This is a genomic window from Bacteroides sp. OM05-12, assembly GCF_003438995.1.
Lineage (GTDB): Bacteria > Bacteroidota > Bacteroidia > Bacteroidales > Bacteroidaceae > Bacteroides.
In genome coordinates this window covers 1-20232 of the sequence record NZ_QSUN01000039.1, presented here as the reverse complement: position 1 = coordinate 20232, position 20232 = coordinate 1, and the positions used below count along the sequence as shown (strand labels likewise).

The 20232-nt window shown below is 37.0% G+C and carries 28 protein-coding genes and 1 pseudogene; all 29 read right to left on the bottom strand.

Annotated features, from left to right (window positions below; translation table 11 throughout):
* Nucleotides 1-499: pseudogene (locus tag DXB63_RS17050) on the bottom strand (hypothetical protein); the annotation flags it as partial.
* A gap of 4 nt (nucleotides 500-503) precedes the next feature.
* Nucleotides 504-1352: a hypothetical protein gene (locus DXB63_RS17045; protein WP_122127592.1), complete on the bottom strand. Its 849-nt coding sequence runs from the start codon at nucleotides 1350-1352 to the stop codon at nucleotides 504-506.
* A gap of 1 nt (nucleotide 1353) precedes the next feature.
* Nucleotides 1354-2700, bottom strand: a complete 1347-nt coding sequence (locus DXB63_RS17040) for a hypothetical protein (protein ID WP_122127591.1) — start codon at nucleotides 2698-2700, stop codon at nucleotides 1354-1356.
* Entirely contained in the window at nucleotides 2687-3145 is a 459-nt protein-coding gene (locus DXB63_RS17035) for a hypothetical protein (protein ID WP_122127590.1), read from the bottom strand. The genes DXB63_RS17040 and DXB63_RS17035 overlap by 14 nt, the downstream gene beginning before the upstream one ends.
* 122 nt (nucleotides 3146-3267) lie before the next feature.
* Complete coding sequence (locus DXB63_RS17030) at nucleotides 3268-3477, bottom strand: hypothetical protein (protein WP_122127589.1); 210 nt, start codon at nucleotides 3475-3477, stop codon at nucleotides 3268-3270.
* On the bottom strand, nucleotides 3474-3737 hold the full coding sequence (locus DXB63_RS17025) for a hypothetical protein (RefSeq protein ID WP_122127588.1): 264 nt from the start codon (nucleotides 3735-3737) through the stop codon (nucleotides 3474-3476). The genes DXB63_RS17030 and DXB63_RS17025 overlap by 4 nt, the downstream gene beginning before the upstream one ends.
* The gene (locus DXB63_RS17020) at nucleotides 3734-3934 is read right to left on the bottom strand and encodes a hypothetical protein (protein ID WP_122127587.1); all 201 of its coding nucleotides are present in this window, start codon (nucleotides 3932-3934) and stop codon (nucleotides 3734-3736) included. Before DXB63_RS17020 ends, DXB63_RS17025 begins: the two co-directional genes overlap by 4 nt.
* Nucleotides 3935-4193: 259 nt before the next feature.
* Nucleotides 4194-4655 (bottom strand): hypothetical protein, encoded by a 462-nt coding sequence (locus tag DXB63_RS17015; RefSeq protein ID WP_122127586.1) that lies wholly within the window; start codon nucleotides 4653-4655, stop codon nucleotides 4194-4196.
* 131 nt (nucleotides 4656-4786) lie between these two features.
* Nucleotides 4787-5209, bottom strand: coding sequence for a DUF5053 domain-containing protein (locus tag DXB63_RS17010; RefSeq protein ID WP_122127585.1), 423 nt, complete (start codon nucleotides 5207-5209; stop codon nucleotides 4787-4789).
* A gap of 70 nt (nucleotides 5210-5279) precedes the next feature.
* Entirely contained in the window at nucleotides 5280-5456 is a 177-nt protein-coding gene (locus DXB63_RS18025; RefSeq protein WP_158563704.1) for a hypothetical protein, read from the bottom strand.
* A gap of 357 nt (nucleotides 5457-5813) precedes the next feature.
* Nucleotides 5814-6578: an N-6 DNA methylase gene (locus DXB63_RS17005; RefSeq protein WP_122127584.1), complete on the bottom strand. Its 765-nt coding sequence runs from the start codon at nucleotides 6576-6578 to the stop codon at nucleotides 5814-5816.
* The gene (locus DXB63_RS17000) at nucleotides 6562-6930 is read right to left on the bottom strand and encodes a hypothetical protein (RefSeq protein WP_122127583.1); all 369 of its coding nucleotides are present in this window, start codon (nucleotides 6928-6930) and stop codon (nucleotides 6562-6564) included. Before DXB63_RS17000 ends, DXB63_RS17005 begins: the two co-directional genes overlap by 17 nt.
* An 81-nt stretch (nucleotides 6931-7011) precedes the next feature.
* Nucleotides 7012-7536 carry a hypothetical protein gene (locus DXB63_RS16995; RefSeq protein ID WP_122127582.1) on the bottom strand — a complete coding sequence of 175 codons (525 nt, stop codon included), beginning with the start codon at nucleotides 7534-7536 and terminating at the stop codon, nucleotides 7012-7014.
* Between the two features lie 546 nt (nucleotides 7537-8082).
* Complete coding sequence (locus tag DXB63_RS16990) at nucleotides 8083-9846, bottom strand: hypothetical protein (protein WP_122127581.1); 1764 nt, start codon at nucleotides 9844-9846, stop codon at nucleotides 8083-8085.
* Entirely contained in the window at nucleotides 9815-10435 is a 621-nt protein-coding gene (locus DXB63_RS16985) for a hypothetical protein (RefSeq protein WP_122127580.1), read from the bottom strand. Before DXB63_RS16985 ends, DXB63_RS16990 begins: the two co-directional genes overlap by 32 nt.
* Nucleotides 10435-10791 carry a hypothetical protein gene (locus tag DXB63_RS16980; RefSeq protein ID WP_122127579.1) on the bottom strand — a complete coding sequence of 119 codons (357 nt, stop codon included), beginning with the start codon at nucleotides 10789-10791 and terminating at the stop codon, nucleotides 10435-10437. The genes DXB63_RS16985 and DXB63_RS16980 overlap by 1 nt, the downstream gene beginning before the upstream one ends.
* Nucleotides 10763-11323: a hypothetical protein gene (locus DXB63_RS16975; RefSeq protein ID WP_122127578.1), complete on the bottom strand. Its 561-nt coding sequence runs from the start codon at nucleotides 11321-11323 to the stop codon at nucleotides 10763-10765. The genes DXB63_RS16980 and DXB63_RS16975 overlap by 29 nt, the downstream gene beginning before the upstream one ends.
* Nucleotides 11320-11487 carry a hypothetical protein gene (locus tag DXB63_RS18305; RefSeq protein ID WP_233522889.1) on the bottom strand — a complete coding sequence of 56 codons (168 nt, stop codon included), beginning with the start codon at nucleotides 11485-11487 and terminating at the stop codon, nucleotides 11320-11322. The genes DXB63_RS16975 and DXB63_RS18305 overlap by 4 nt, the downstream gene beginning before the upstream one ends.
* A gap of 321 nt (nucleotides 11488-11808) precedes the next feature.
* A complete protein-coding gene (locus DXB63_RS16965; RefSeq protein WP_122127576.1) occupies nucleotides 11809-12645 on the bottom strand; it encodes a hypothetical protein in 837 nt (278 codons plus the stop codon).
* A gap of 113 nt (nucleotides 12646-12758) precedes the next feature.
* Complete coding sequence (locus DXB63_RS16960; RefSeq protein WP_122127575.1) at nucleotides 12759-13343, bottom strand: hypothetical protein; 585 nt, start codon at nucleotides 13341-13343, stop codon at nucleotides 12759-12761.
* A gap of 24 nt (nucleotides 13344-13367) precedes the next feature.
* The gene (locus DXB63_RS16955) at nucleotides 13368-14846 is read right to left on the bottom strand and encodes a hypothetical protein (protein ID WP_122127574.1); all 1479 of its coding nucleotides are present in this window, start codon (nucleotides 14844-14846) and stop codon (nucleotides 13368-13370) included.
* 5 nt (nucleotides 14847-14851) lie between these two features.
* Entirely contained in the window at nucleotides 14852-15763 is a 912-nt protein-coding gene (locus tag DXB63_RS16950) for a S49 family peptidase (protein WP_122127573.1), read from the bottom strand.
* Between the two features lie 52 nt (nucleotides 15764-15815).
* Complete coding sequence (locus DXB63_RS16945; RefSeq protein WP_147332307.1) at nucleotides 15816-16238, bottom strand: hypothetical protein; 423 nt, start codon at nucleotides 16236-16238, stop codon at nucleotides 15816-15818.
* Nucleotides 16239-16321: 83 nt separating this feature from the next.
* Entirely contained in the window at nucleotides 16322-16819 is a 498-nt protein-coding gene (locus tag DXB63_RS16940; protein ID WP_122127571.1) for a transcriptional regulator, read from the bottom strand.
* Nucleotides 16820-17133: 314 nt separating this feature from the next.
* Nucleotides 17134-18381 carry a VapE domain-containing protein gene (locus DXB63_RS16935; RefSeq protein ID WP_122127570.1) on the bottom strand — a complete coding sequence of 416 codons (1248 nt, stop codon included), beginning with the start codon at nucleotides 18379-18381 and terminating at the stop codon, nucleotides 17134-17136.
* A 2-nt stretch (nucleotides 18382-18383) separates the two neighbouring features.
* Complete coding sequence (locus tag DXB63_RS16930) at nucleotides 18384-19016, bottom strand: DUF6633 family protein (RefSeq protein ID WP_122127569.1); 633 nt, start codon at nucleotides 19014-19016, stop codon at nucleotides 18384-18386.
* Between the two features lie 5 nt (nucleotides 19017-19021).
* Complete coding sequence (locus DXB63_RS16925) at nucleotides 19022-19516, bottom strand: hypothetical protein (RefSeq protein ID WP_122127568.1); 495 nt, start codon at nucleotides 19514-19516, stop codon at nucleotides 19022-19024.
* Between the two features lie 11 nt (nucleotides 19517-19527).
* A complete protein-coding gene (locus DXB63_RS16920) occupies nucleotides 19528-19977 on the bottom strand; it encodes a hypothetical protein (protein ID WP_122127567.1) in 450 nt (149 codons plus the stop codon).
* Between the two features lie 18 nt (nucleotides 19978-19995).
* Nucleotides 19996-20154: a hypothetical protein gene (locus DXB63_RS18020; protein WP_158563703.1), complete on the bottom strand. Its 159-nt coding sequence runs from the start codon at nucleotides 20152-20154 to the stop codon at nucleotides 19996-19998.
* Nucleotides 20155-20232 lie beyond the last annotated feature (78 nt).

Genomic DNA, 20232 nt, shown 5'->3' with positions numbered 1-20232 from the left:
ACTTACCTAATCTCTTGCTAAAGAGACGTTTGTTATGCCGCCTTGACGGGCGCACCCTTTCCTGTTTCCATTCCGAATAATCATTTTCATTTAAATAACGAATCAGAGCATCAAGTGCTTTATAATAATCTTCCAAGTGTAATTCATCATCCCTGTCAAGTTGCCATTGCCAAGGTAATTTCTCATTAACACCATCTATTTTGAACTTGCGTCCATCATCTTCATGGCTCAGGTCATTACGTTGATACATTCGTAATGTTGCCATAATTGCAATCGGGTGCTGTATCTTCCGGATCAGTTTTTGGATGTCCTTATCTTCACTATTCTCCGTATAGGCTTTTTCTGCCTTTTTATAGATTTTTTGTCCGATAATGGCAGTGACTTCTTCCGTTACTAACTCTATTTGTGCCGAAACTTTGGAGAAATCATTGTTCTTATAATAATTTCCGGTAAGTTCCCGCAATTCCTCAGTACCTTTGTTTTGTTTATTGAATATCATAATATTATATTTTACGTAAAATTTCATCCGCTTGCATTTTATCAGAAAGGAGCTTCATCATAACTTTGAGCAATAAGGTGTTGTCTGTTTCATCAAAGTTTCCGAACACACCGCTTTCCGCAACAGAGAAAAGCACTCCGTTCATGCCTAAACTTTGTTCTTTAGGTTGTCCGTCATCTTCTTTTTTATTCCGGGAAAAGACAGAAGAAAAACATAACTCATTACCGTCGATAATAAACGTTCCGTTCAACAAATACCAGCAGAAGTAACTAAACCATACATATATTCCCCACATAATCTGAACAGGAATTATTTTTGCCCGGTCAGCATAGAAATTTATCCGTGTTTGCAAAAATTGCTCCCTGTACAGACCATCAAAATCAGATTTGCCTATTTTCATTCCCGGTTTACGATAGAGTATTCCACATAGCGCCTGCAGGAAAAACACATCTTTCGTTTCATTATAGCTATTCATCATTTGCACGGCACTTCTGAATTCTCCAAAAGTAAGATCACTGCCATGACTAAGAGGCCCTTTCAGATATTTCCATTCCGGTAGTAAATTTTTTGTTGTTTCAAAATTCATAGTTATTTCTTTGCCATCTTCTGATTCCTGATACATCCACGTCAATGTGTCGGCCAGATTATCAATGAGCACGAAATAGTCTATGTTATCCTTTTTGTTTATCCCCCGATTGGAAAGAACAAAACGGCACCATTCACATTTCACATCCCGGAGTGTGACATTCTGTTTCATCTGCAATTTGAAATGAAGTTTGAGCAAATACATCCATTCTGTAGGGAACAGTTCTTCCCAACAATCAGGAAAGTCTATTTCTCTTTTTTTTGCCATATTACACCTGGTTAGTTACCCTGTCTTTAGTAGAAACAGAATCTTCTTTATTAATCACCTTGCGATACATACCCAAGAATATGCCCTTCTTTTGAGGAAAGTTGATACGAATAGCATCATTAATTGCTTCTAAAGCGATATCTTCCGGAATCTGAGTGTCGGCACCATAGAATATCTTGAGAGCATAGAGCATTTGGCTTCCGGAATCTCCTTTCCCATCAATAATAATATTGGAAAGTGCAGGGTTCAAACCAAAGCCGGAAGTTGTAGAGCTGTCGGCGATACGGCTGATTTCCGCTTGTGCCGAAATATATTTATCGACATTCATCTCAATTGGCTCAATCTTCCATTCTTGTTTGTTACCTTGCGGATCAATAAAATCCACACAGGTGAAAAATTTACCCGCATTCTTTTTCCCTGCCATGACATCAGCAATGGTTTCTACTACTTTATCACGCAGTTTGTTCATCTCTTTTTCGATTTCACTATCAGTCCAGTCCGGATGAAGCGAATAAACCAATTCCCGCTTTTCTTCCCAATACGCTGCAGGCTCATGTACAATATATGCAGCAGCAATCATATTGTCGTTCAGATATTCGATTATTTCCGGCAGGTTATTAGCATTTCTAAGCCAGGGGATTGATCCTGTAAAACTGGAAATAGAATACAAATTACGTCCAAAACTCCGTATGGAATGGTATTTGATGGCCGTCTCAAATGCAGTCGGACTCCATTTGTCAAAAACCGGATAGAGTTTCAGGTTACGGTTATTCTCAATATCACCCGTTAGTATATGCTTCACATCATCAAGCATCCGGCTACCGTTTTCAGGATATTCCAAAAGGCAATCTTTGCTATGCAGGCACTCAAGCCTTGTGATCCAAGGTTTCCCTATTCGCAAAGACTTTGCACAATAATATTTGGCGAAAACACCTTTCATGTGGGTATATTCTACAAATGCGCTCCGGATATATTGTTTATAATCCCAACTATCCAGCCATTCCTGGATTTCATCGTCTATCAGCCATTCTTGAATTCGCTCGTTATTCACAACATTTATCCGATATAACATAGGACCTTGCCCATACAGCAACCCCGTTTTCCTGTCTAATATACCGGGGCCTAAATTGTTTTTCTCCAGTAAATCACGAATGGCAACAGGCATATTGTTATTTGCTCCCCAAGGCACAACCCTGACGCCACCAACAGTTATCGGATCTCCGTCCCAATTGCCGGAAGTACCATTAAAAAACGTAGTCATATCATCCCTGATACTCATATTTAGCGCATAGGTACCTTGAGCCGTATCCACAAAACTAAATGTTCCTATTTTCTTAACTTTCTCCATTATTTAAACTCATTTTTCGTTCAGCAATAATTCCTTTTAACCTCTCTATTTCTACTTCACTTAATCCATACATTATCCGGGATATGAGTCGATTCAATCCTCCGTACATATTTCTTGCATACCATCGTGTATTCTTTTTTTTGACTCTATTTTCTTTTATTCCCCAAACTGCACGGTTTGTATCGGTTGACCATTGGTTTTTGTTTTTAGCTCTTGCCCCGGCGATTTCAAAGGCACGGCCATAAGTCAGAAAAGAAACTTTTAATCCCGGATCATCACCGGACGTAAATCCGCTATAATTCACGCTGCCCTCCAGATCTCCGGACTCAATCAGTTTTTGTTTCTCAAGTGCTGCTGTAAATTCATCACAAAGCCATTCTCCATGCTGAGATAATTCTTCCTGAATAAATAGTAATTTTAACTCTCTATTTTCCGTATCATCCATCACCCCATTATTTTATGTAGCAAATTTACTTCGTAAATCTCCTTTGAAAAAGGACACAAAAAAGCCCTGACTAGTAAAACCAATCAGGGCAATTATTAATGAGACAAAATGTTGAAATCTCTTTATTTATCAATAATTTTGTTCCTATTGATATAATCCTCAATCCCCATTTCACCCTTTTCAACTTTAAATGAATCTATTTTGTTGTATTTTACTTTTGTGGATTCATCTACTTCAATGAGTTCGGGCGTCATACCGGTAATCGAAACAATTTCTTTAGCGACACAAAGAGCACCTGACATATCCGCATTGATAGAGTATATAAGTTTCATTTCGCGCCTCCTTTCGTAACAATGGTTACATCCTCTTCAGGCAGCATATTATATAAACTACTTTCTATTTCCCTCAGATTAATAATGAAATCAAGAATCATTGCAGGATGTGAATCATCTAAAATATGGCATTCCAATAAGAAATCAATGATATTTTCTATTTGTTCCCTGTAAATTAGTGCACTGCCTTTGGTTTGGAGTTCAATAAGTTCATTAATGACTTTCGGTGTTAGTTTTGCTCCATCAATATTGTGTGTCATAGCCCACCTCCTTTCTGAGTATTGACAATAGATATCTGCAAGTATCCTCCATTGGATAAAATTTTAACCCCGTCCTCACACTTTTGAGCACGTACACGCTTACAATCGGAAAATACCTCCGACAATTCCATTAAATACTTTTGGATTTTTTCTGCAGAAACATACTTTGTTTCCGGCTTTTGATTTCTTTTTTTCATCTTACTGTAACTGTTTAGCATTTAGGCAAATTAAAACGGTTGCCATTTCCCGTGTCGCTAAACAGTTACAGGTTCCGCTCGTAGAGCAAAAGAGTAATGGGAAAGGCAACCGCCTATATCAAAAATTTGGGGGCATAAAAAAAAGCCCACGAGTGTCGTTGAGCATTAACCGCGCTCTGCGATACGGAAATAGTCCGTAACTGTTTAGCACTGCAAATATGAAGATTATATTTGAGAATGCAAAATAAATTCTTAAATATTATCTTTTTATTGCCATACCTGTAACAATAATCTTGCCAACAAGTAGTTTGCTCTTAGAATCAACCTCCTTATAATATGATATTTTCAAATTGATAATGCCATTAGCATTTAGTTCTTTCAATTTAATTGCTAAATTGTCAAAGGCCGTTTGTAATTTCTCAGGATAATATATTTTTTTTGCCATAGAACGAAAGACTGGTGCCAGGTAGTCATCATTATGACTCCCCTTATTATTTCCAATTTTTGGGTTCTTATAGCCCCAACCTCCGGTTTCTTCAACCAAAATGCTTCCTATCGGCTCATAATTAAAGCTAACAGAATTAGATTCAGTAATAAATATACCTTTTTCTGTAAAAGGAGCATAATCTACAAAACCAATATACGATCTTGGAGCTGGCAGGTAAGTAGAACATGAAATTAGAGAAAGTGATAATAAAAGTAAAGCTAAAATCTTTTTCATAAAATAATGTTTTTCGTTGGTTAACGTTTCAAAGGTGAGAATAATCCTTGACATTACCAAATAAAAAAGCCTCCTAAGTGGAAGCTAAAAAAAAGAGGGAGTATCGGTGTCCCTCTCTAGTGTGTTAATGTTCATTTGATGTTTAATATGGTTTCCGATAACTTATTCTTTATATCTCCGAGTGCAAATTTCAAAGTATCTAATTCTTCTTGAGTAAATGCACATGGTTTTCCGTTTACAATATTTCCATTGACCCGTTGAGCCAACCAACTTCTATCTTTATGAAAATACCGTTTTGCTATGTAAGAAAGTGACAAAACTTCGTTTAGATCTCCAATTTGACTACGAACATCAATATCAGTACGTTTCATCTTTTGGCGGGCCTTTGTCATTTCATCACGAAGTATTTGTCCGGCTTCTTTTCGACTCTCTTCCGGAATGGAGGCTTTGACCTCTTTCCATAATATGTCAAACTCCGCACTCCCTTCTTTTGTTCGTAAAAGATGGAATTTACCTACAAGACCTCTGATTTTTTCTTCTATATTTTTATCCATAGCTGCATTGTTAATTAGAAGATGTTGATAAGGTTGATGAAAGGGAACCTCCTAAGAGGCTCCCAAACTTTCATTCTTCTTTGAGATTATCGGCAATCATAATGATTGTATCGAATAACTCATCGTAGAATTCCGATTTAGAATAAAAAATTTCATCATCGAGAATTTCTTCTTCATATCGGATAAGGAACCTCAAGTGATCGAGCATTTCCTCACGGTCATTTAGACCTTCAACCTTATCAAACATCTCTGTGTCATTAACACACTGCAAATATAATAACGTTTTGTTTATTATGCAAATAATTTCGGAGTTTTTTTTCAAATAAATAAAAAAATCCTTTCTACTCTCCGGAACGGTGAGTGTTTTTTCCAATCACTTCCTGAGAATCAGGGGGTGATTCCCTGCGTGAGACGAACGCTACCGCAAAAACAAGGCTCTGCCTTACCGCTTATCCGGAAAATTCAAAAAGGCGAAGTTATTATCTCGTCCGATTCATCGGTTTATAGAGATGATAGCTCGCCTTTTTGAATTTTCCGGCGTTCACAAAAAAGGGCATACCTATCCATTGATAAGTATACCCTACGCTTCATTTGGTTGCATCTATTAGGCTTTTGCGGTGAATGTAACGAATCCTATGCCATTATTATCAAATGCCTCTAAAGGCTTTATTTTCACTTCTTTTTTTTCTTCTCTTTCTTCAATTAAAACAGCAGCAGGTTTAGGAGTAGTTTCCTTTTCTTCTTCCACCTCATAAATAAATGGTAATTTTGAGAATTCATCTATCATAATAAGCCATCTATGCCAAACAGTATTAGAAAGGCTATTCATGTGATATACTTCACCACGCAGGGAGTTAAGACACATATTTATCAGTGTCATTAGGCAACAAGTATAGGAAATATCAGCTCCGACAAAGTAGCGTTCGCGATTTAATTTTGCAGAAGAAAGAAGTAAGCGACCGCTTCCGCATGCCGGGTCGTACACCCTTTTATCTTTTTCATTTCCAGTATCTTTACCTGCTTTGGGCACATTGGCAAGTACCGCCATTAAATCAGAAACATATTGAGGTGTGAAAAACTGCCCATTTTGTGCATTAGATAGATGTTCTCCAAAATAATCCCCGAATGGATCGTTAAATTGATTCCTATCCATTTGATTGATAAGGGAAGCATATGCAGAGCAAAACAAGTCTATTTCTTCCTTTGTATAGGGCTTTATTGTGCTTTTATAAAGTTCCTCTTTTCTTCCGAGCGACAAGGTACAGACGATTATAGTTAAGAAATCATCAAATACCTTGTATCGGTCATGTGAGTGGGAAATTATTTCTAAATAATCTCCGAATGGCTTTAAATCACTCTTCTTTTTCATAGACTTGTAAATTTGAAAACACAAAACAGATAGGGAAGAAATTCAATGAATCATTTTCTTCTGTGCCGTTTTCCGTTGTGTCGTTATGCGTGTTTTCTGAATCTTCCTTTTGTTTCGGTTTACCCCATAGACAAAGAGCGTGTTCCCCTTTTCGGATGCGTTTTCCCTCTTTGTTCCATTGGTTTAAAGTCTTTAGTTCAGAGTGACCCGATTCTTTATAAATCGCTTTTAATCCCTCGTTCACACTGTCTAATGCTTCTGATTTAACGAGTAATTGCAGCGGTTTTGATAAACTCTTTAAAATCTCTCTTTTTTCCTGTATTGTCTTGGCTGAATCAAATAAATTATTCATCTTTGTAACGTATTAAAAAATTAAACTTCGGTTTGATTTTACCCTCGCAGCGGTGCGAACGCTACGGGGGTATTTTGTTTTTTATGCTTCCAACTGTTTACGCATTTCATTCTCGATAACTCCAAGATGCAAAACAAGGTCTGCCATCCAATCAGTTAATAATTTGCCTATGCTTTGAGGATTGCTTGTTTTTATAGAAAGACCGTTTGCATCTATAAGTGTTAACTGTGCGTTGTTGTTATCATGAGAGATAGTAAAACTTTCAAGCTGCTTTATTTTTTCTTTAATAGTTTGGTATTTCTGACGTTGCAGATATAGCCTATCGGCTTTATCGTTAAGTTCTTCCATCGTCAGCCGTTTTGGTTGCTCTTGTGTGGTTTCGTTTTTTACTTGTTCTTGATGCGCCTGTTCTTGTTCCGCATGGGGTTGTTCCTGTGTTATTGCTTCTGTTTTTGGCTGTTCCGTTTCTTTCGGTTCTTCTTTTTTGATATCAGAATGAACAATTAATACCGCAGGCACTAAATCTTTTGTAGCTTCTTTCTTGCCATTACCTAAAACGATTGCTTTCTCTTGCGAATTTTTTACGCTCTTACTTAAATTTTTCATAAAAAATAATGTATTAAAAAATTAAACATAAATTTCGGGGAAGTGTGCGACCTTATCCCCTTTTGATTACATAACAAATATACGACTTTTATTTATAATACACAATACATAAAACATTGACAAACAGAACATTATATACATGTGCGATATTTTTCTTTCTTGGATTGACATTTACCTGCCTTTCAAGCGAATAAGTTTTTTTTATCCGTTTTTAGTTGAAACAGGGTGAGTTTAGCTGAATTTGGGATGATATTTGAGGCAAAAAAGTTGTTTGCAAACTTTAACTATTTGATTTTCAGGTTATAATCCTATTGCGACTTTAAAAAAGCCGCAATAAACACGCAGTTATGCCCGACCCGCGCCGACTTAGGGCTGCAATCGCAAACAATTCATAAAGATGGAAATGTGATAATAATTTACCAAATCCCACCACTACGCATTTTCATCTATGAAAATGTACCTATCTGCCTACCTTCAGGTAGGTGTAAAAAAGAGCCCCGCTATCTTCACAGACCACGAGGCTCACACATTCAAATGAACTGGTTACTATTTGGGATCCATCCCCATTGATAACGAGGACTTACGACCGAGTTCCCACACTCTGATCCATGCCTTACGCATAATAAGATATTTGAGAGCATCCGTCAGGTTGGTGCTTTCTTTCGGCAGGCGGACAGTGGGTAATTTATCTCCGGTCTTTTCTTTTACTATTATCTGGTTGCCATCCCGTGAGGAAGTAGCCATCTTGGTTTTTGTAATCTCCATTTCACTCTTTAGGTTAGGGCAATTATGCCTGTCTATCCGTAAGGAGAATAGAGTACGTTCCAATTCCTCATTAAGCAGGCTCATAAACATACGATATTCAAGGTTACTTGAGATATTTCCTTGTCCTATACTCATTAATTGCACCTGCCATCCTGTACGAGTACCATCATCCCTGTATTCAATGGCTTTCTTTATTTGTGTTGCCATATCTGCAGATACTTTCTTGTAATTGTTCATGGAACGGTCATAATACAGTTTGAGTATTTTTCGACGGTGAGGAGCAAAGTAGGTGAGGAATCCATCTGCAAGCACACGAACACCATTAGGGGGTAAGGTAAACAATTCTTTTAAGATTCTATAAGTATGTCCGCTTTGTTGTCCGAACACCATAGAAAGCATATTTCCTGCATCCATGCCCGCTTCTATCGGTTTATTCAAATCCAAATATCTGAGTGCATCGCACGTTTCGTTCCAACCGATCGGATGTTTGTCAATAACTTCATTGTTGAATCCATCAGCGTAGAAATGGCGAACGGCAAGATTACAATAAAACATCTTTCCGGCTTCCAGTTTAGGTATGATAGAGAGTATATTACATAAAATACCTTCCAGCGCTTCTGAAAATTCGTCACTGAACCAATCCATTCCCAATATATCCACATTGACATAGGAAGAGGATATCCAAAAGAAAGAAGTACGGTTGCGCGTCTTGATCCATCTTTCTTCCCAACGTTTCATGTTACGTCCCGCAAGATCTAATTTCCTTTTCAGTTTTGCCACTTCCGATTCATTCACCTGTCGTTTTCGGAATTTCTCTTTTGTCTCATTGTATTCCTGAAGTAGTGCCACATAAGTTTTCTTAGTGTCGTTATATACGAATCCAGCTTGGAGCATCAGAAGGATTTTTTGCTTGTCATTCAGTTTTGCCAGTTTTAATATCCAATCATATTCTCCTATATGGTTAGGATTCGGCATATCCGTGGTTAAAGTACGGCTACGATACCATACACTATTCCCATATTTAACACGGAATCCCCGAACGGCCTTTAATAAGTTGGTGAACTTCTCTTCCGGGAAATATTTCACTTCATCACCGAATAAACCTACATAAGATCGTCCCGCACCGATTGATGGACGATCCAGTGAGATAAAAGTAAAATTGAATCCGGTATAAAATACCATTGTGTTCTTCCATTCCGTGCAAACATTATACATTCTGCGTTTCCATGCCTCCGGAGGTTCTTTATTAATCACGAAGTGTTTGCCTTCATACCATCCCAACATGGCAAGTCCGTCGATCAGTGAGGGTATTACATTTTTATGCAAATCCGAATATGTATCGGAGCACCAACAAAAAGGTGCACCGGAACAATCCATTACGGCTTCCTGAACACGCTCGGCAAGTACTTGGGTAGTTTTAGCAGAAGCGCGCCCCGCAATCCAATAGAGTGCCCAAGGCATCATTATAGAGAGCAGTTGGGCAGTCCAGTTCTGGTACCGGACTTCCACTTCATCAGATATCCTTAGTTTTTTCTTTCTGGTCATCTAACATTTCTATAAAGTCAACTTCTATAATTTGAGCATCCCGTTTGAGACGAACACGTTCTTTTTCTGCAATATCCGGAATATTATCAATTTGTGCAGCGAGTTGTAATCTGTCTACCGATTGAATTCCCACCATTTTTGAATCAAGCGCATAAATTTTAATCGGTTTATCTTTGGGCTCTTCCAATTTCTCAGTATCCTGTCGATCAAGCTGCTTTATCTTCCAAGCCTTAAATAGTAAATCTCCATATACTTCCATATCCTTAGAACCGAGAGAAGTTGATAAAACCACCTGAGCTGCTTTAGTCAAGTTCTCATAAAGCATATTCCTGTGTGCACGGTTTTCTATAGTGTCATCTGCATAGAAGAGGTTAATAGCTTCGGAATACATTTCACGTGCACGTTGGAATGATAATTCGAAAGGTTTATGCCTGAGAAAAGCGATTGCATTTTCTTTTCCATATTTACGGTTAATACCGATCATGGCGTACAATGCATTATAATAATCCAACTCATCATCTGTGAGTTCTTCCGTACATCCCGATGCCAGGTAATCCTGCAGACGGTCAAAATAAGATGTTTCAAACATTACCCTATGTCTCCGTAAAATATATCATTTACTGCGTTTTGGAATGCAATTTCCCTACGTAATTTATCAAACCGTTGTGCCTGTGTAACATTCTCTCCTGTTTCAGATGCCACACTCATGGAAATTCCCTCCTTTGCCTGTTGAAGCAATTTACCACGATCGTAATGGAATTTAAGAGGAGAACCTATCAAATTAAAATCCCATTGAAATTCATCGAAAGGAATATGATAATACATAGCTATCTGTTTAGGTTGATAGCCAATTGCCGCCAGACGTTCATACTCATCGAAATCAATCCGGGAATACCAGTCTGGTTTATCTTTCCACTTAACTAATTCGTCCGCTACGAAACTCATAAATCTTTTTACTTTTTAAAAATACATACTGTTCTTCCATTGCATTCTCACCATAATTTCCGGAACCTTCCACGACGTAACATCCGGCTGCCGTATCCATGCAAGTTATCTTTTTATGGCTCCAAGCGAAAGATAACTGAATAGTACCATCTCTTTGCAATGCCATCAAACGTTCGAATATTTTCGGCATACGGAATTTGATTGTTTCAGAAATATGCAAATGTATGTTTCCTATCACTCCTTTGTCTTGCCAGCGTAATAATGCATTTATAATGCGTTCATTGGTAGAATATGTCGCTATATACAGGTGCTCAATATAACCGACATGTTTAACCAGGTAAACAATAAAAGTAAAGGCTGTGAAACTTTTCTTTGTTTCAATAAAAAATATTTCATCATCATTCGGTAGCCTTCCACATAGCTCTTTCAGGTTATTCAATTTAAAGGTATAGAGCATTTCAAACCGCCTAGAGAACATTTTGGCATCACGCATTTCTTCTTCCAGCTCATCCAATACGAAATAATTTTTCATTCAAGCAACCTCTTTACCTCTTTCAGTTCTTTTTCATAGCCGGTAAGCCTTTGTTTTCTTTCTGTTTCCAAATGTGGTTTATCACCTTTCTTCAATTCATTTTTCACACGCCAAATGTTTTGTTCGATCTTCTGTTGCCGGAGTACCAATTCTTTTATAGACATGCCAAGCAATTCTTTCCGTCTTTTGAATTCATTAAATATGGGATGTTTGCCAAGCAGTACTCCATGATCTTTATACCAATTTAGTTCCTCCCATATTGCCCGATTCTCTATATAGTTGTCTATAATTTTTTTCGAAATATCGGCAGCTTCCTGTAGATTAGTACAATCCCGTAACTTACGATGATAATCTATATAAGAGTAATAGCTATTGAATTTACGGGAAGTAAGAGCCTCTAACTCAACCGGGCAATTTGCTTCATTAAGGAAAGGAAATTCCTCCCTAAAAGGTATCTTTTTAGGGAGGTTTTTCCTTTTTGTCCTTCATTCCTCTTCAGGATTTTGCCATAACAACATTTCAAGTTCATCCATGAGAAACCGTGAATACCCGCTTTCGGCATTATTGAGGAATTTCTTTTTTGCAAGTAACTCGCGAAATTTCGTCGGATCCGGATTTTCGGTAATAACAGGTAAACACCAGTTATCTATACGCCAATCTAACTGAATGGGAATAGTTGTAGGAAATTGAGAGTTAAAATAAAGAGAAGAAATTAAATAGCCTTTAGTTTCTTTTTCCGGTAAATTATCAAGTATACAAGCTAAACGTTCTTTATTAAATACTACCGGAGTATGCGTAGCAAAATTATTCTTAGGAAGTTTGTAACTATCCAATAATGCCATTGTATTTTGGAGATTTTGCGAATAAATGCCTTTGAACTTATCAGGATTAAGTTCACCGATACACTTGAGAACTTGAATATCTGCTAACATTACCGGAGAAACAAAGTAGATATCATCGTTTGTCCATACAAAATCTCTTGATACCAGTTCCGAAGTAATAGCCAACTCCATTTTCTGACACACATCTATTTGAGGATTCTTACTTGTACGTTCATGAGCAATAAAGATAACTTCTTCACCTTCAAACCAATCTTCAGAATCTCCAATAACTATAATTCTATGGTTATCAAGAAAATTTCTTTGTATGGAGGTTATCGCATGCCTTAACTCTTCCCCTTGCGCCTCATTTTTTACATAAGGAATAACTACCGATAGTACGTGAACTTCTTTTTTTGTTTCTTGAACTACTTCCTGAGTTACTTCTTCAACTTCGGTAACTTCTTCTTTGGCTTTAGCAGCCTTTGTTTCATTTGTTTTCATATTAATTAATTTTAATCAATATCACAAAAGTAGCCCTACATGCCTATTGTTAAAAGGACAAAAGGCCCGATACTCGCGTACCAAGCCTTTCTAAACCTAAACTTAAAACATAACTACATACCTCCGGATGCAGATCCGGTCTTGATGCCAAGAATAGCATTAATTTCAGTGTCATCCGTTTCCGGAACCAACGATTTTGCAATATGTCCGATTGTTCCTCCTCTTAAAGTACTAGCCAAATTAATGGTATTTTTATCACCGTCTTTATTGTCCTGAGAATCAGCCTTTGTCATTTTCAAGGGGGTACATGGAGTTCCGGCTATTTTTGCGTTATCACCGGAACAGCCAAACACTATTGCCCCTAAATTCTCATTGAGGTTATTGTTCACAAATTCATCATGTTCAAGTTCGGTACCGGGATGTTCATAATCCACATGATGGATAAGACCACGTGCATCATCTTCGCCTTCACTTGTATGATAAATATTGATGGTACTGTCTGTTGCATAAACGGCAATAGGTTTCTTGCCCGCAGACATTTCAAATTCTATAACTTTTACTCCTTTTGCGTCTCTGGAATATTTTGCCACATCATCCCAACGGAATAGAATGATATAAGATTTCTTCCCCTTAGGGCGTCCTGCATTTGATTCCTTTTTAGGAACTGATGAGAACTGATATTTAATTTCGTCAGCCATAATAAAATCTCCTTTATTTAATGATTAAAGACCTCCTTGCTCGGATGAAGATGAAGTCGCTTTAGAGCCAGACTCTTCCGGGGGAAGATATGCAAATATTGCTTCGGCAATAGCAAACCCTGTAGCTTCCCACCATTCTCCAAAGACTTTCACATCGTAATTTTCGCCTTGCATCCAAATTTTTTGTGCCGCCAAATTTTTAGAACGCAAATGTTTAAAGTTCTCTTTAGGAGTAATGAAGAATGCTTTCGTTCCAGTCATACCATCCAAAGGAGCAAAAGTTAATTTTGAAAAATCAACTCTCATATTCTCACCATCTTCATTTTTCGTATTTGGATATTTTGCCCGATATGCACGTCCATACATGGTAATTAAATCCGGATCTGCATGGATAGTCAGCTTTTTGCGCTTATACTTCTTGGAGATACTGTCTACAACCGTATCCATCTTTTCAAAAATGTTATCTTGTGTCAAAGTAACTCCATCGAGTAGCCAAGCACCAATTTCAGTGTTATTTTTCTTGAGTTTTTTCAAGATTGTCAAATAACCGTCCATTGATTCCATCGGGTCACTTCCCGCTTCACCATCCGTAGTAACTGTCACTTCTTTAAATTCACCTGATGCCAAGGCGTTTTCGCGATCTTCTTCCAGTACCGGCCTTACTAAAACTTCAATGATATACTTAACAATAGGCATATCTTCCGGTTTTAGACTTTCATCATAAAAATAACCGATGATATCTTCCATAATATCAGACGGCTTGATAGGCACATTGATTTTCAGTTTGAAGTTGGCTATCTTCAAAGGTGTGAATTTTGCCTTTCCACTCGGAGTCCAATAAGGAGTGAATTGTTGCAATACGGATTCGATATGTGCCTGTGAAGCTCTCCATTCTGTTTTGTCGGTAATGACTGTCGTCATGTATTTCGTAGAAGAAACCGGAGCCATCAGGGTATTCAGGATCTCTATCTTTTCAGATGACACATACTTACCAAATTCCTTTTTAAGTTCTTCCGTATTGATTGTTCCATCACCTGTATATTGCATTGTTTGATCGCCATTAAAATAGTTATCCAGAACTTTATTATGCAATAACCCCATATCAGGCTTGAATTTGTTCTTTGTCCCTTGTCTTCCGGAAACATGAATACCGGTATCCGGAATTTCTTGTTTTTCCAACTTTGCTATTGTTGCCTGAAATTCTTTTTTTTCACTCTCAAGGGATACAATTTTCTCCTTTGTCTCTTTCAATTCTTTGGCATACTTTTCTTTTTCTGCCTCCATTTCAGCCAATTTCTCTGCAGTAACGGCGTCTTCTGCAGCATTTCCGTTCTTTTCGTACTCCAAGAGATCATTTTTAAACTCTTCAACAAATTTAGACCCCCACTTATCCGTGAGTCTTTTTTCCTGGTCACTGGTCATTTCAGATTTTCCATCTGCATTTTTTGCAAAAGCAGAAACGCCAATGAATCCCATGACTGCTGCTAATACTTTCTCAAACATCGCATTTAAAATTTAGAATTAATATATTCATTTACAACCGCATCCCTGCGTATCTCGTTAACTCTCTGAATGGCATAATCCATATTTCCCATATTGTCAATCAAGCCATTTTCTTGGGCTGTTTCAGCATAGAACATCCTCCCGGCAAGTATCCCTTCGATCGACTGGTTAAGTTTGTCACCTCGCTGATGTTTAACTGCTTCTTGGAACTTCCTCGCAAGCGGATTGAGTTCCTCTGATCTGATTTTTTCATATTCTCCTTTTCTTGCAAGCTCAAACGGCTCATTTTTATAATTGGATAAATCACTGTAAATCGTATGCTGCTTTACTCCATTGCTCTCATAATACTTCTCATAATCCATAAAACTCATCATAACGCCAATACTGCCAAATTCCGATGAAATATTATTTGAAGCTATTATTTCATTACAGTAACAGGCTACATAGTAAGCAGCGGATGCACATAAATCGGCATAAGCTATCACGCATTTCTGCTTCTTGCGGGCATTTTGAATTGAACAGACTAACGGAGCAATAGCATCAACACTTCCTCCTCCGGAATCGATGTCAAGTATCAAACCGGATATTTTAGGCGATTCGACAGCCATATCAATCATATCTGCAATTTCCGTCGTACCATAAGAACAATAAGTACCATACTTTAGCATGGAACCATGTAAAGGAATAATAGCCGTACTATTGGCCGGAGCTTGTAAATAATCTGTTCCGTAAAATACTTCCGCACCGGAATTCATAAGAAAAGGTATTGGTTCACGTTCTGAAAGTTTCGATTTGTTTTCCATTTCGATGTCACGTTCCAGAAAAGAATGAATCAACATTTGATGTGCATCTACTTCCCGGAAGTCGATGAACCATTTACCACGTGTAATTGCAGAATATAGGATTGAAAAGCTCATAGTAACTTTGTACAATTATTATTGATACAAAATTACCATGAACAGGAAGGTATTAAAAGGACTTGAAATACTTTGCAAATTCAGGGCTTTGCCGTTTGAAACTTAACTTAAAAATTGCTGGAGAACCACTTCTATCTTTTTCCAATAATACAGGGAATTTGTCGGTTCCCGCCACTTTTATGCCACCATTAGTATAATCTATACGTAGAAAACCTAATTCGGATACCACCGCCTGGAGTATTGCTTCATTATCACTATCAGTATTTGTTATGGTTGCTTCAAAGGTTTGTTCTATTAATTCTCCATTTCCGGATTGTTTTTCTTTGAAATCAGCTTTACTAAAATTTATTCTGGTCCAGATTCCACTAATAAAAGTAATATAAGACGAACCGGGATAATCTTCTACTCTTGCTTTTGAAAGTGGCATAAAGTAGATCGCACAAATTTGTGACTTTTTATCAAAAATACTATTCATAACCATTTGTATATTAAGATTTTACTTAAATTACTAATTAAAAAAACAACAAACTACTGTGTTTTACTTAAATAAAACGTAAGCTACTCAAACAGAGATAGTTGAATCTCATTTGCAATCTGTTTGTTTATTTTTTTACGATTCCGATAGTCTATTTTCTTAATTTGATCATAGGAAACCTTGTTTTTCTTGATATTATATGAAGTCAAAAAAGCATTAATAATCCGGTCCTGATTATAGCCTTTTTCATATCCGGCAACAAAATATTCTCTTACACGAATTCTCCACATAGCTTCTAAGAAGTCCTGAATCATTTTTGCTTTCCATTTTACAACATGAATGAAATTATGGTTAATAACATAATGATTCCATTCCTGAATAGGTAAAATTAAGGAAATTGGATTTTCCATTGAAGGAAGTCTTACAGGTAAATCGGAAACGGATATCATTGACTGGATGTATCTACCAATTTCATTAGATGTATTGAGCAAAATCCCTCCATCTTTATCTGCCTCAAAGTCATGATATAAAAAATCATGTAAATGTGGCTCTAGATCTATTATAACGAATGGTTTTTCCATAAAACTACTTTTTTAAAATTAAAATCAAACATGGTTTTATACCTACTATGTTACTACAAGCATGTAACACAATCATTATCAATGCTTTATTTCGTATTTCAAAAGAAAAAGGATAAAAATGTAGTAAGCTGTAGTATCTTGTAGTAGGTATATTAAAAACGCATAAGTTACTACGCCTAACCACCTTATATACAGTAACTTTTAAACTTTGTAGTAAGTAGTACCCCAACTCTTTCATAATTTTTTCTTTATAGGTATAATTTATTATTTTCTTCTCTTCTTTATTTGAATAAAAACATAAAAGAATTATGATATTATATATTAAGTATTACGTGATAGCGATAGCGAGGAGTGGAACCTGATCGATCGGATTTTTGTATATATCCTAATGAAGTAAGAGCTGCTCCGACTTTTTGTGGATTGACAGCTAACAAGTCCTCTCTATTAATTTTGTTTGCTTTCCGTAGTGCCTTACAAATTTCGGTGGGGTTGAGCATCTGACCTTCATCCGGACCATCGGGACGGGCCAAATATAAACGCACGTATTTAAGAGCCGGATATTCCACTACATATCTTTGATTATAGGCTTTGAATTCATCAAAATCCTCCTGATTGAATATGTAATCAAAAGCAGAATTCTCATATAACATCAATGCTTCCGCCCATAATAGATCCTTATCACAGAGTTTGGAGTATTCCCGGTTGATGTCGGCCAATTCAATACAGGCAAACCGACGATATCCAAAGCATTCCTGCAGGAATCCGTTTAGTTCCTGATTTCGGTTGGTCGTGCCGATGGCGCATGCTAATCGGGGCCGGGCGATCGGATATTCGTCATTTCTTCTTTTCACCCATATATTTTTAGTTGCGATGGTGGCCTTAAAGATATCTGCTGTTCCTTTTGTTAAACCTACTAACTCGTCAAAGCAGACAATCATATTCCTGGTAAAAGCATCTTCCATGTCAAACCGATCTTCCCTTTTACTTTTCACATAATATTCTTTCAGGCAATCCGGAACAATCCATTCTGAAAAATAAGTTTTGCCCACTCCTTCTTTCATTTGAATAAGGGTGAGCATTACTTCGTTCTGATGACCTCCAAGCCAACAAGCGACACAGGCCACAAGCCATTTTTTCAGTAACTTTCCCGCTCGTTCCTGGTAATATCCCTCCGGCTTATCATCCCATGAACGAGCAATCAAATGTTTTGATAGAAGTTCAATCTGGGATGGATCTTTAAATGAACCACGTATCTTATCAAAATATTCTTTTATTGGATTATAAGCCTTGATATATTTGTCAGAACGGAGAATCTTTTTGAGTATGGTATCACTGATGCTTATACCATACTCCTGAAGGTCTAATGAGATCCTGTCAAAATCCAAAATTCCCTCGTCCAGTTCCTTATCCTTATAACGGACATATATTTTGGCTGGATCATACATTGCTTTTCTAATATCATAGGTGTCTAAGATGAAATCTACAGCTTTTTGTAGTTTATCACCGTCATTAAAACCTATACTATTTTGAGCAATACCTAACTGTTTTACTTGTTTAGCCATTTTTATTTAAATCTTTCTTTAGCTTCCAAGGCAATTCTCTGTACAACCACCTGATTCATATGCTCGTATATTTGTCCGGTTAACCAATCAGGATGTTTGCTCGATAACTCATTATATACCTCTGTCCTCAATTGCTCGGAACGTACTTTGCGCCACGATTCGTATTCTATGGCTTTGCGTTCTTTTTCTTTATGCAGTAAACGCTCTCTTTCTTCGTTATATTGAAGAAAAGCGGACATAATAAGTACAGTATCGACGCTCCCGAAAAACTTGCCATATTTCGCTTCTAAAATTTTCTCGAAAATTACTTTCAAATCCGCGAAATAAAAATGACAGTAACGGAGATATAGTTGGATGGCAGCCCAGTTAACTATGTCCATTGGCATTGCTTTATTGATATTACTGAATTTATTAAAGAAATTGAGCCATTTGACATAGTAATCTATTCCCGGATTGAAATCGTTTCGTAAATATATCTCATTCATTTCTGCGATGGAAAGCCTCGGTACGGAAATAGATTCTTCAATCTCATGGATATTGCTGAAATTGATCAGAATTTGATTAGGTCCTTGTGCCGCTAAAAAATTTTCGTAAGTCGGATATTGTTGATAAACGTTTTCTTGCCTTTCATTCATAGGTATTAAATTTGAGAATGTTTGTTGATGTTCATACTAAATTGTTGTTGTTCCTCTGTTGCTGTTGCCGGCTCGTCTCCTGATAATTGCCTGTCAGTAGGCTTGAAGAAAGAACGGTACCCGCTGCGGATAAGGAAAGAAAGTATGGAAATAGCTTTTTTATCTGATTCACCTCCCCATACTTTCAAAACTTTGAGTAATTCGTTTTCCCTCCGGGATTGCATAAAAATATGATGTTCTTCCTGTAGGTATTCTTTGTACCTTTTCCAATATTCAGCAAATTGCGGATTTTCATATGGTAATATAATATCTTCCGGATCGATCGGAACAATTAATTCACCAATGGCATCAGTCAATTTACGGAGTTTTTCCCATCTGAGATTGACTTGTTTCTTTATCTTGTCAGTCTTTGGACCTGGTTTTAAAGCTATCAGTAACTCTGTTATATCTTCACCAAATGCGCTAAGTGAGTCAATATAATTATCCCATTTATCTTTCATTTTTATATTGGTTAGGAGTTAACTTTGATCCCTTGTTTTATTCTCGCTTCCTCTATTTGAAGATTGAATAACTCTTTGTCTTTAGCCAGAACCTTGTCCATTAATTCATTGAGATTCTCTGCATATACAATAAAACTCATAAAGCTGCAAGTATTACCACACGACCGGAAAGAACCGTTTTCGTGGAAGTCGAAATCATCCATTACATTATAGTGGCACTCAGCCAGTAACCCATGTATGCCTTTATCATATAGTAACTCTGCCTTGTTATCATCGTATCTATCCAAAGTAGTTTCACTTATAGACGGAAGAATACTTCGCCAACTCTCTATCTCTAAATCGTCAAGAAACTCCTTTAATTCGTCCGATTCAGACATAGCGCAAACTAAAAACAAGCGATTAATAATACTGCATCCCTCGTTGATAAGTACACTTGATTTTTTTATAATTTCTTTATCCATGATAATATTCTTAGGTTTTTACTCAAATTCTAACTCTGATACATTAATATCCGTGATATTCCCTTCTGATAAATCAAATTCGATAAGGGAACTATTCTCTTCTAAAGATTTACAAACATCCTCTACAGTGGTACAGTCGGACGCTTCAATCGTTAATGTTACTTCAAATGTTTTCATTTTGATTCCTTTCTATTCAAAATTTTACTCCAAATTTTGTTATTTATGAATTAAACCCTTGGATTAGTTCAGTCGCTT

Excerpts from the sequence above, each read along its gene's own strand:
- DXB63_RS17025 (WP_122127588.1), bottom strand. The coding sequence starts at position 3,737 with ATGACACACAATATTGATGGAGCAAAACTAACACCGAAAGTCATTAAT.
- DXB63_RS17035 (WP_122127590.1), bottom strand. The coding sequence starts at position 3,145 with ATGGATGATACGGAAAATAGAGAGTTAAAATTACTATTTATTCAGGAA.
- DXB63_RS17045 (WP_122127592.1), bottom strand. The coding sequence starts at position 1,352 with ATGGCAAAAAAAAGAGAAATAGACTTTCCTGATTGTTGGGAAGAACTG.
- DXB63_RS17005 (WP_122127584.1), bottom strand. The coding sequence starts at position 6,578 with ATGAAAAAGAAGAGTGATTTAAAGCCATTCGGAGATTATTTAGAAATA.
- DXB63_RS17030 (WP_122127589.1), bottom strand. The coding sequence starts at position 3,477 with ATGAAACTTATATACTCTATCAATGCGGATATGTCAGGTGCTCTTTGT.
- DXB63_RS16930 (WP_122127569.1), bottom strand. The coding sequence starts at position 19,016 with ATGAATGAAAGGCAAGAAAACGTTTATCAACAATATCCGACTTACGAA.
- DXB63_RS16965 (WP_122127576.1), bottom strand. The coding sequence starts at position 12,645 with ATGAAAACAAATGAAACAAAGGCTGCTAAAGCCAAAGAAGAAGTTACC.
- DXB63_RS16950 (WP_122127573.1), bottom strand. The coding sequence starts at position 15,763 with ATGAGCTTTTCAATCCTATATTCTGCAATTACACGTGGTAAATGGTTC.
- DXB63_RS18025 (WP_158563704.1), bottom strand. The coding sequence starts at position 5,456 with ATGTTTGATAAGGTTGAAGGTCTAAATGACCGTGAGGAAATGCTCGAT.
- DXB63_RS16925 (WP_122127568.1), bottom strand. The coding sequence starts at position 19,516 with ATGAAAGATAAATGGGATAATTATATTGACTCACTTAGCGCATTTGGT.
- DXB63_RS16945 (WP_147332307.1), bottom strand. The coding sequence starts at position 16,238 with ATGAATAGTATTTTTGATAAAAAGTCACAAATTTGTGCGATCTACTTT.
- DXB63_RS18305 (WP_233522889.1), bottom strand. The coding sequence starts at position 11,487 with ATGTCTATAAAAGAATTGGTACTCCGGCAACAGAAGATCGAACAAAAC.
- DXB63_RS16960 (WP_122127575.1), bottom strand. The coding sequence starts at position 13,343 with ATGGCTGACGAAATTAAATATCAGTTCTCATCAGTTCCTAAAAAGGAA.
- DXB63_RS18020 (WP_158563703.1), bottom strand. The coding sequence starts at position 20,154 with ATGAAAACATTTGAAGTAACATTAACGATTGAAGCGTCCGACTGTACC.
- DXB63_RS16975 (WP_122127578.1), bottom strand. The coding sequence starts at position 11,323 with ATGAAAAATTATTTCGTATTGGATGAGCTGGAAGAAGAAATGCGTGAT.
- DXB63_RS16935 (WP_122127570.1), bottom strand. The coding sequence starts at position 18,381 with ATGGCTAAACAAGTAAAACAGTTAGGTATTGCTCAAAATAGTATAGGT.
- DXB63_RS16990 (WP_122127581.1), bottom strand. The coding sequence starts at position 9,846 with ATGACCAGAAAGAAAAAACTAAGGATATCTGATGAAGTGGAAGTCCGG.
- DXB63_RS16985 (WP_122127580.1), bottom strand. The coding sequence starts at position 10,435 with ATGTTTGAAACATCTTATTTTGACCGTCTGCAGGATTACCTGGCATCG.
- DXB63_RS17000 (WP_122127583.1), bottom strand. The coding sequence starts at position 6,930 with ATGAATAATTTATTTGATTCAGCCAAGACAATACAGGAAAAAAGAGAG.
- DXB63_RS16980 (WP_122127579.1), bottom strand. The coding sequence starts at position 10,791 with ATGAGTTTCGTAGCGGACGAATTAGTTAAGTGGAAAGATAAACCAGAC.
- DXB63_RS16995 (WP_122127582.1), bottom strand. The coding sequence starts at position 7,536 with ATGAAAAATTTAAGTAAGAGCGTAAAAAATTCGCAAGAGAAAGCAATC.
- DXB63_RS17015 (WP_122127586.1), bottom strand. The coding sequence starts at position 4,655 with ATGAAAAAGATTTTAGCTTTACTTTTATTATCACTTTCTCTAATTTCA.
- DXB63_RS16920 (WP_122127567.1), bottom strand. The coding sequence starts at position 19,977 with ATGGATAAAGAAATTATAAAAAAATCAAGTGTACTTATCAACGAGGGA.
- DXB63_RS17020 (WP_122127587.1), bottom strand. The coding sequence starts at position 3,934 with ATGAAAAAAAGAAATCAAAAGCCGGAAACAAAGTATGTTTCTGCAGAA.
- DXB63_RS17010 (WP_122127585.1), bottom strand. The coding sequence starts at position 5,209 with ATGGATAAAAATATAGAAGAAAAAATCAGAGGTCTTGTAGGTAAATTC.
- DXB63_RS16940 (WP_122127571.1), bottom strand. The coding sequence starts at position 16,819 with ATGGAAAAACCATTCGTTATAATAGATCTAGAGCCACATTTACATGAT.
- DXB63_RS17040 (WP_122127591.1), bottom strand. The coding sequence starts at position 2,700 with ATGGAGAAAGTTAAGAAAATAGGAACATTTAGTTTTGTGGATACGGCT.
- DXB63_RS16955 (WP_122127574.1), bottom strand. The coding sequence starts at position 14,846 with ATGTTTGAGAAAGTATTAGCAGCAGTCATGGGATTCATTGGCGTTTCT.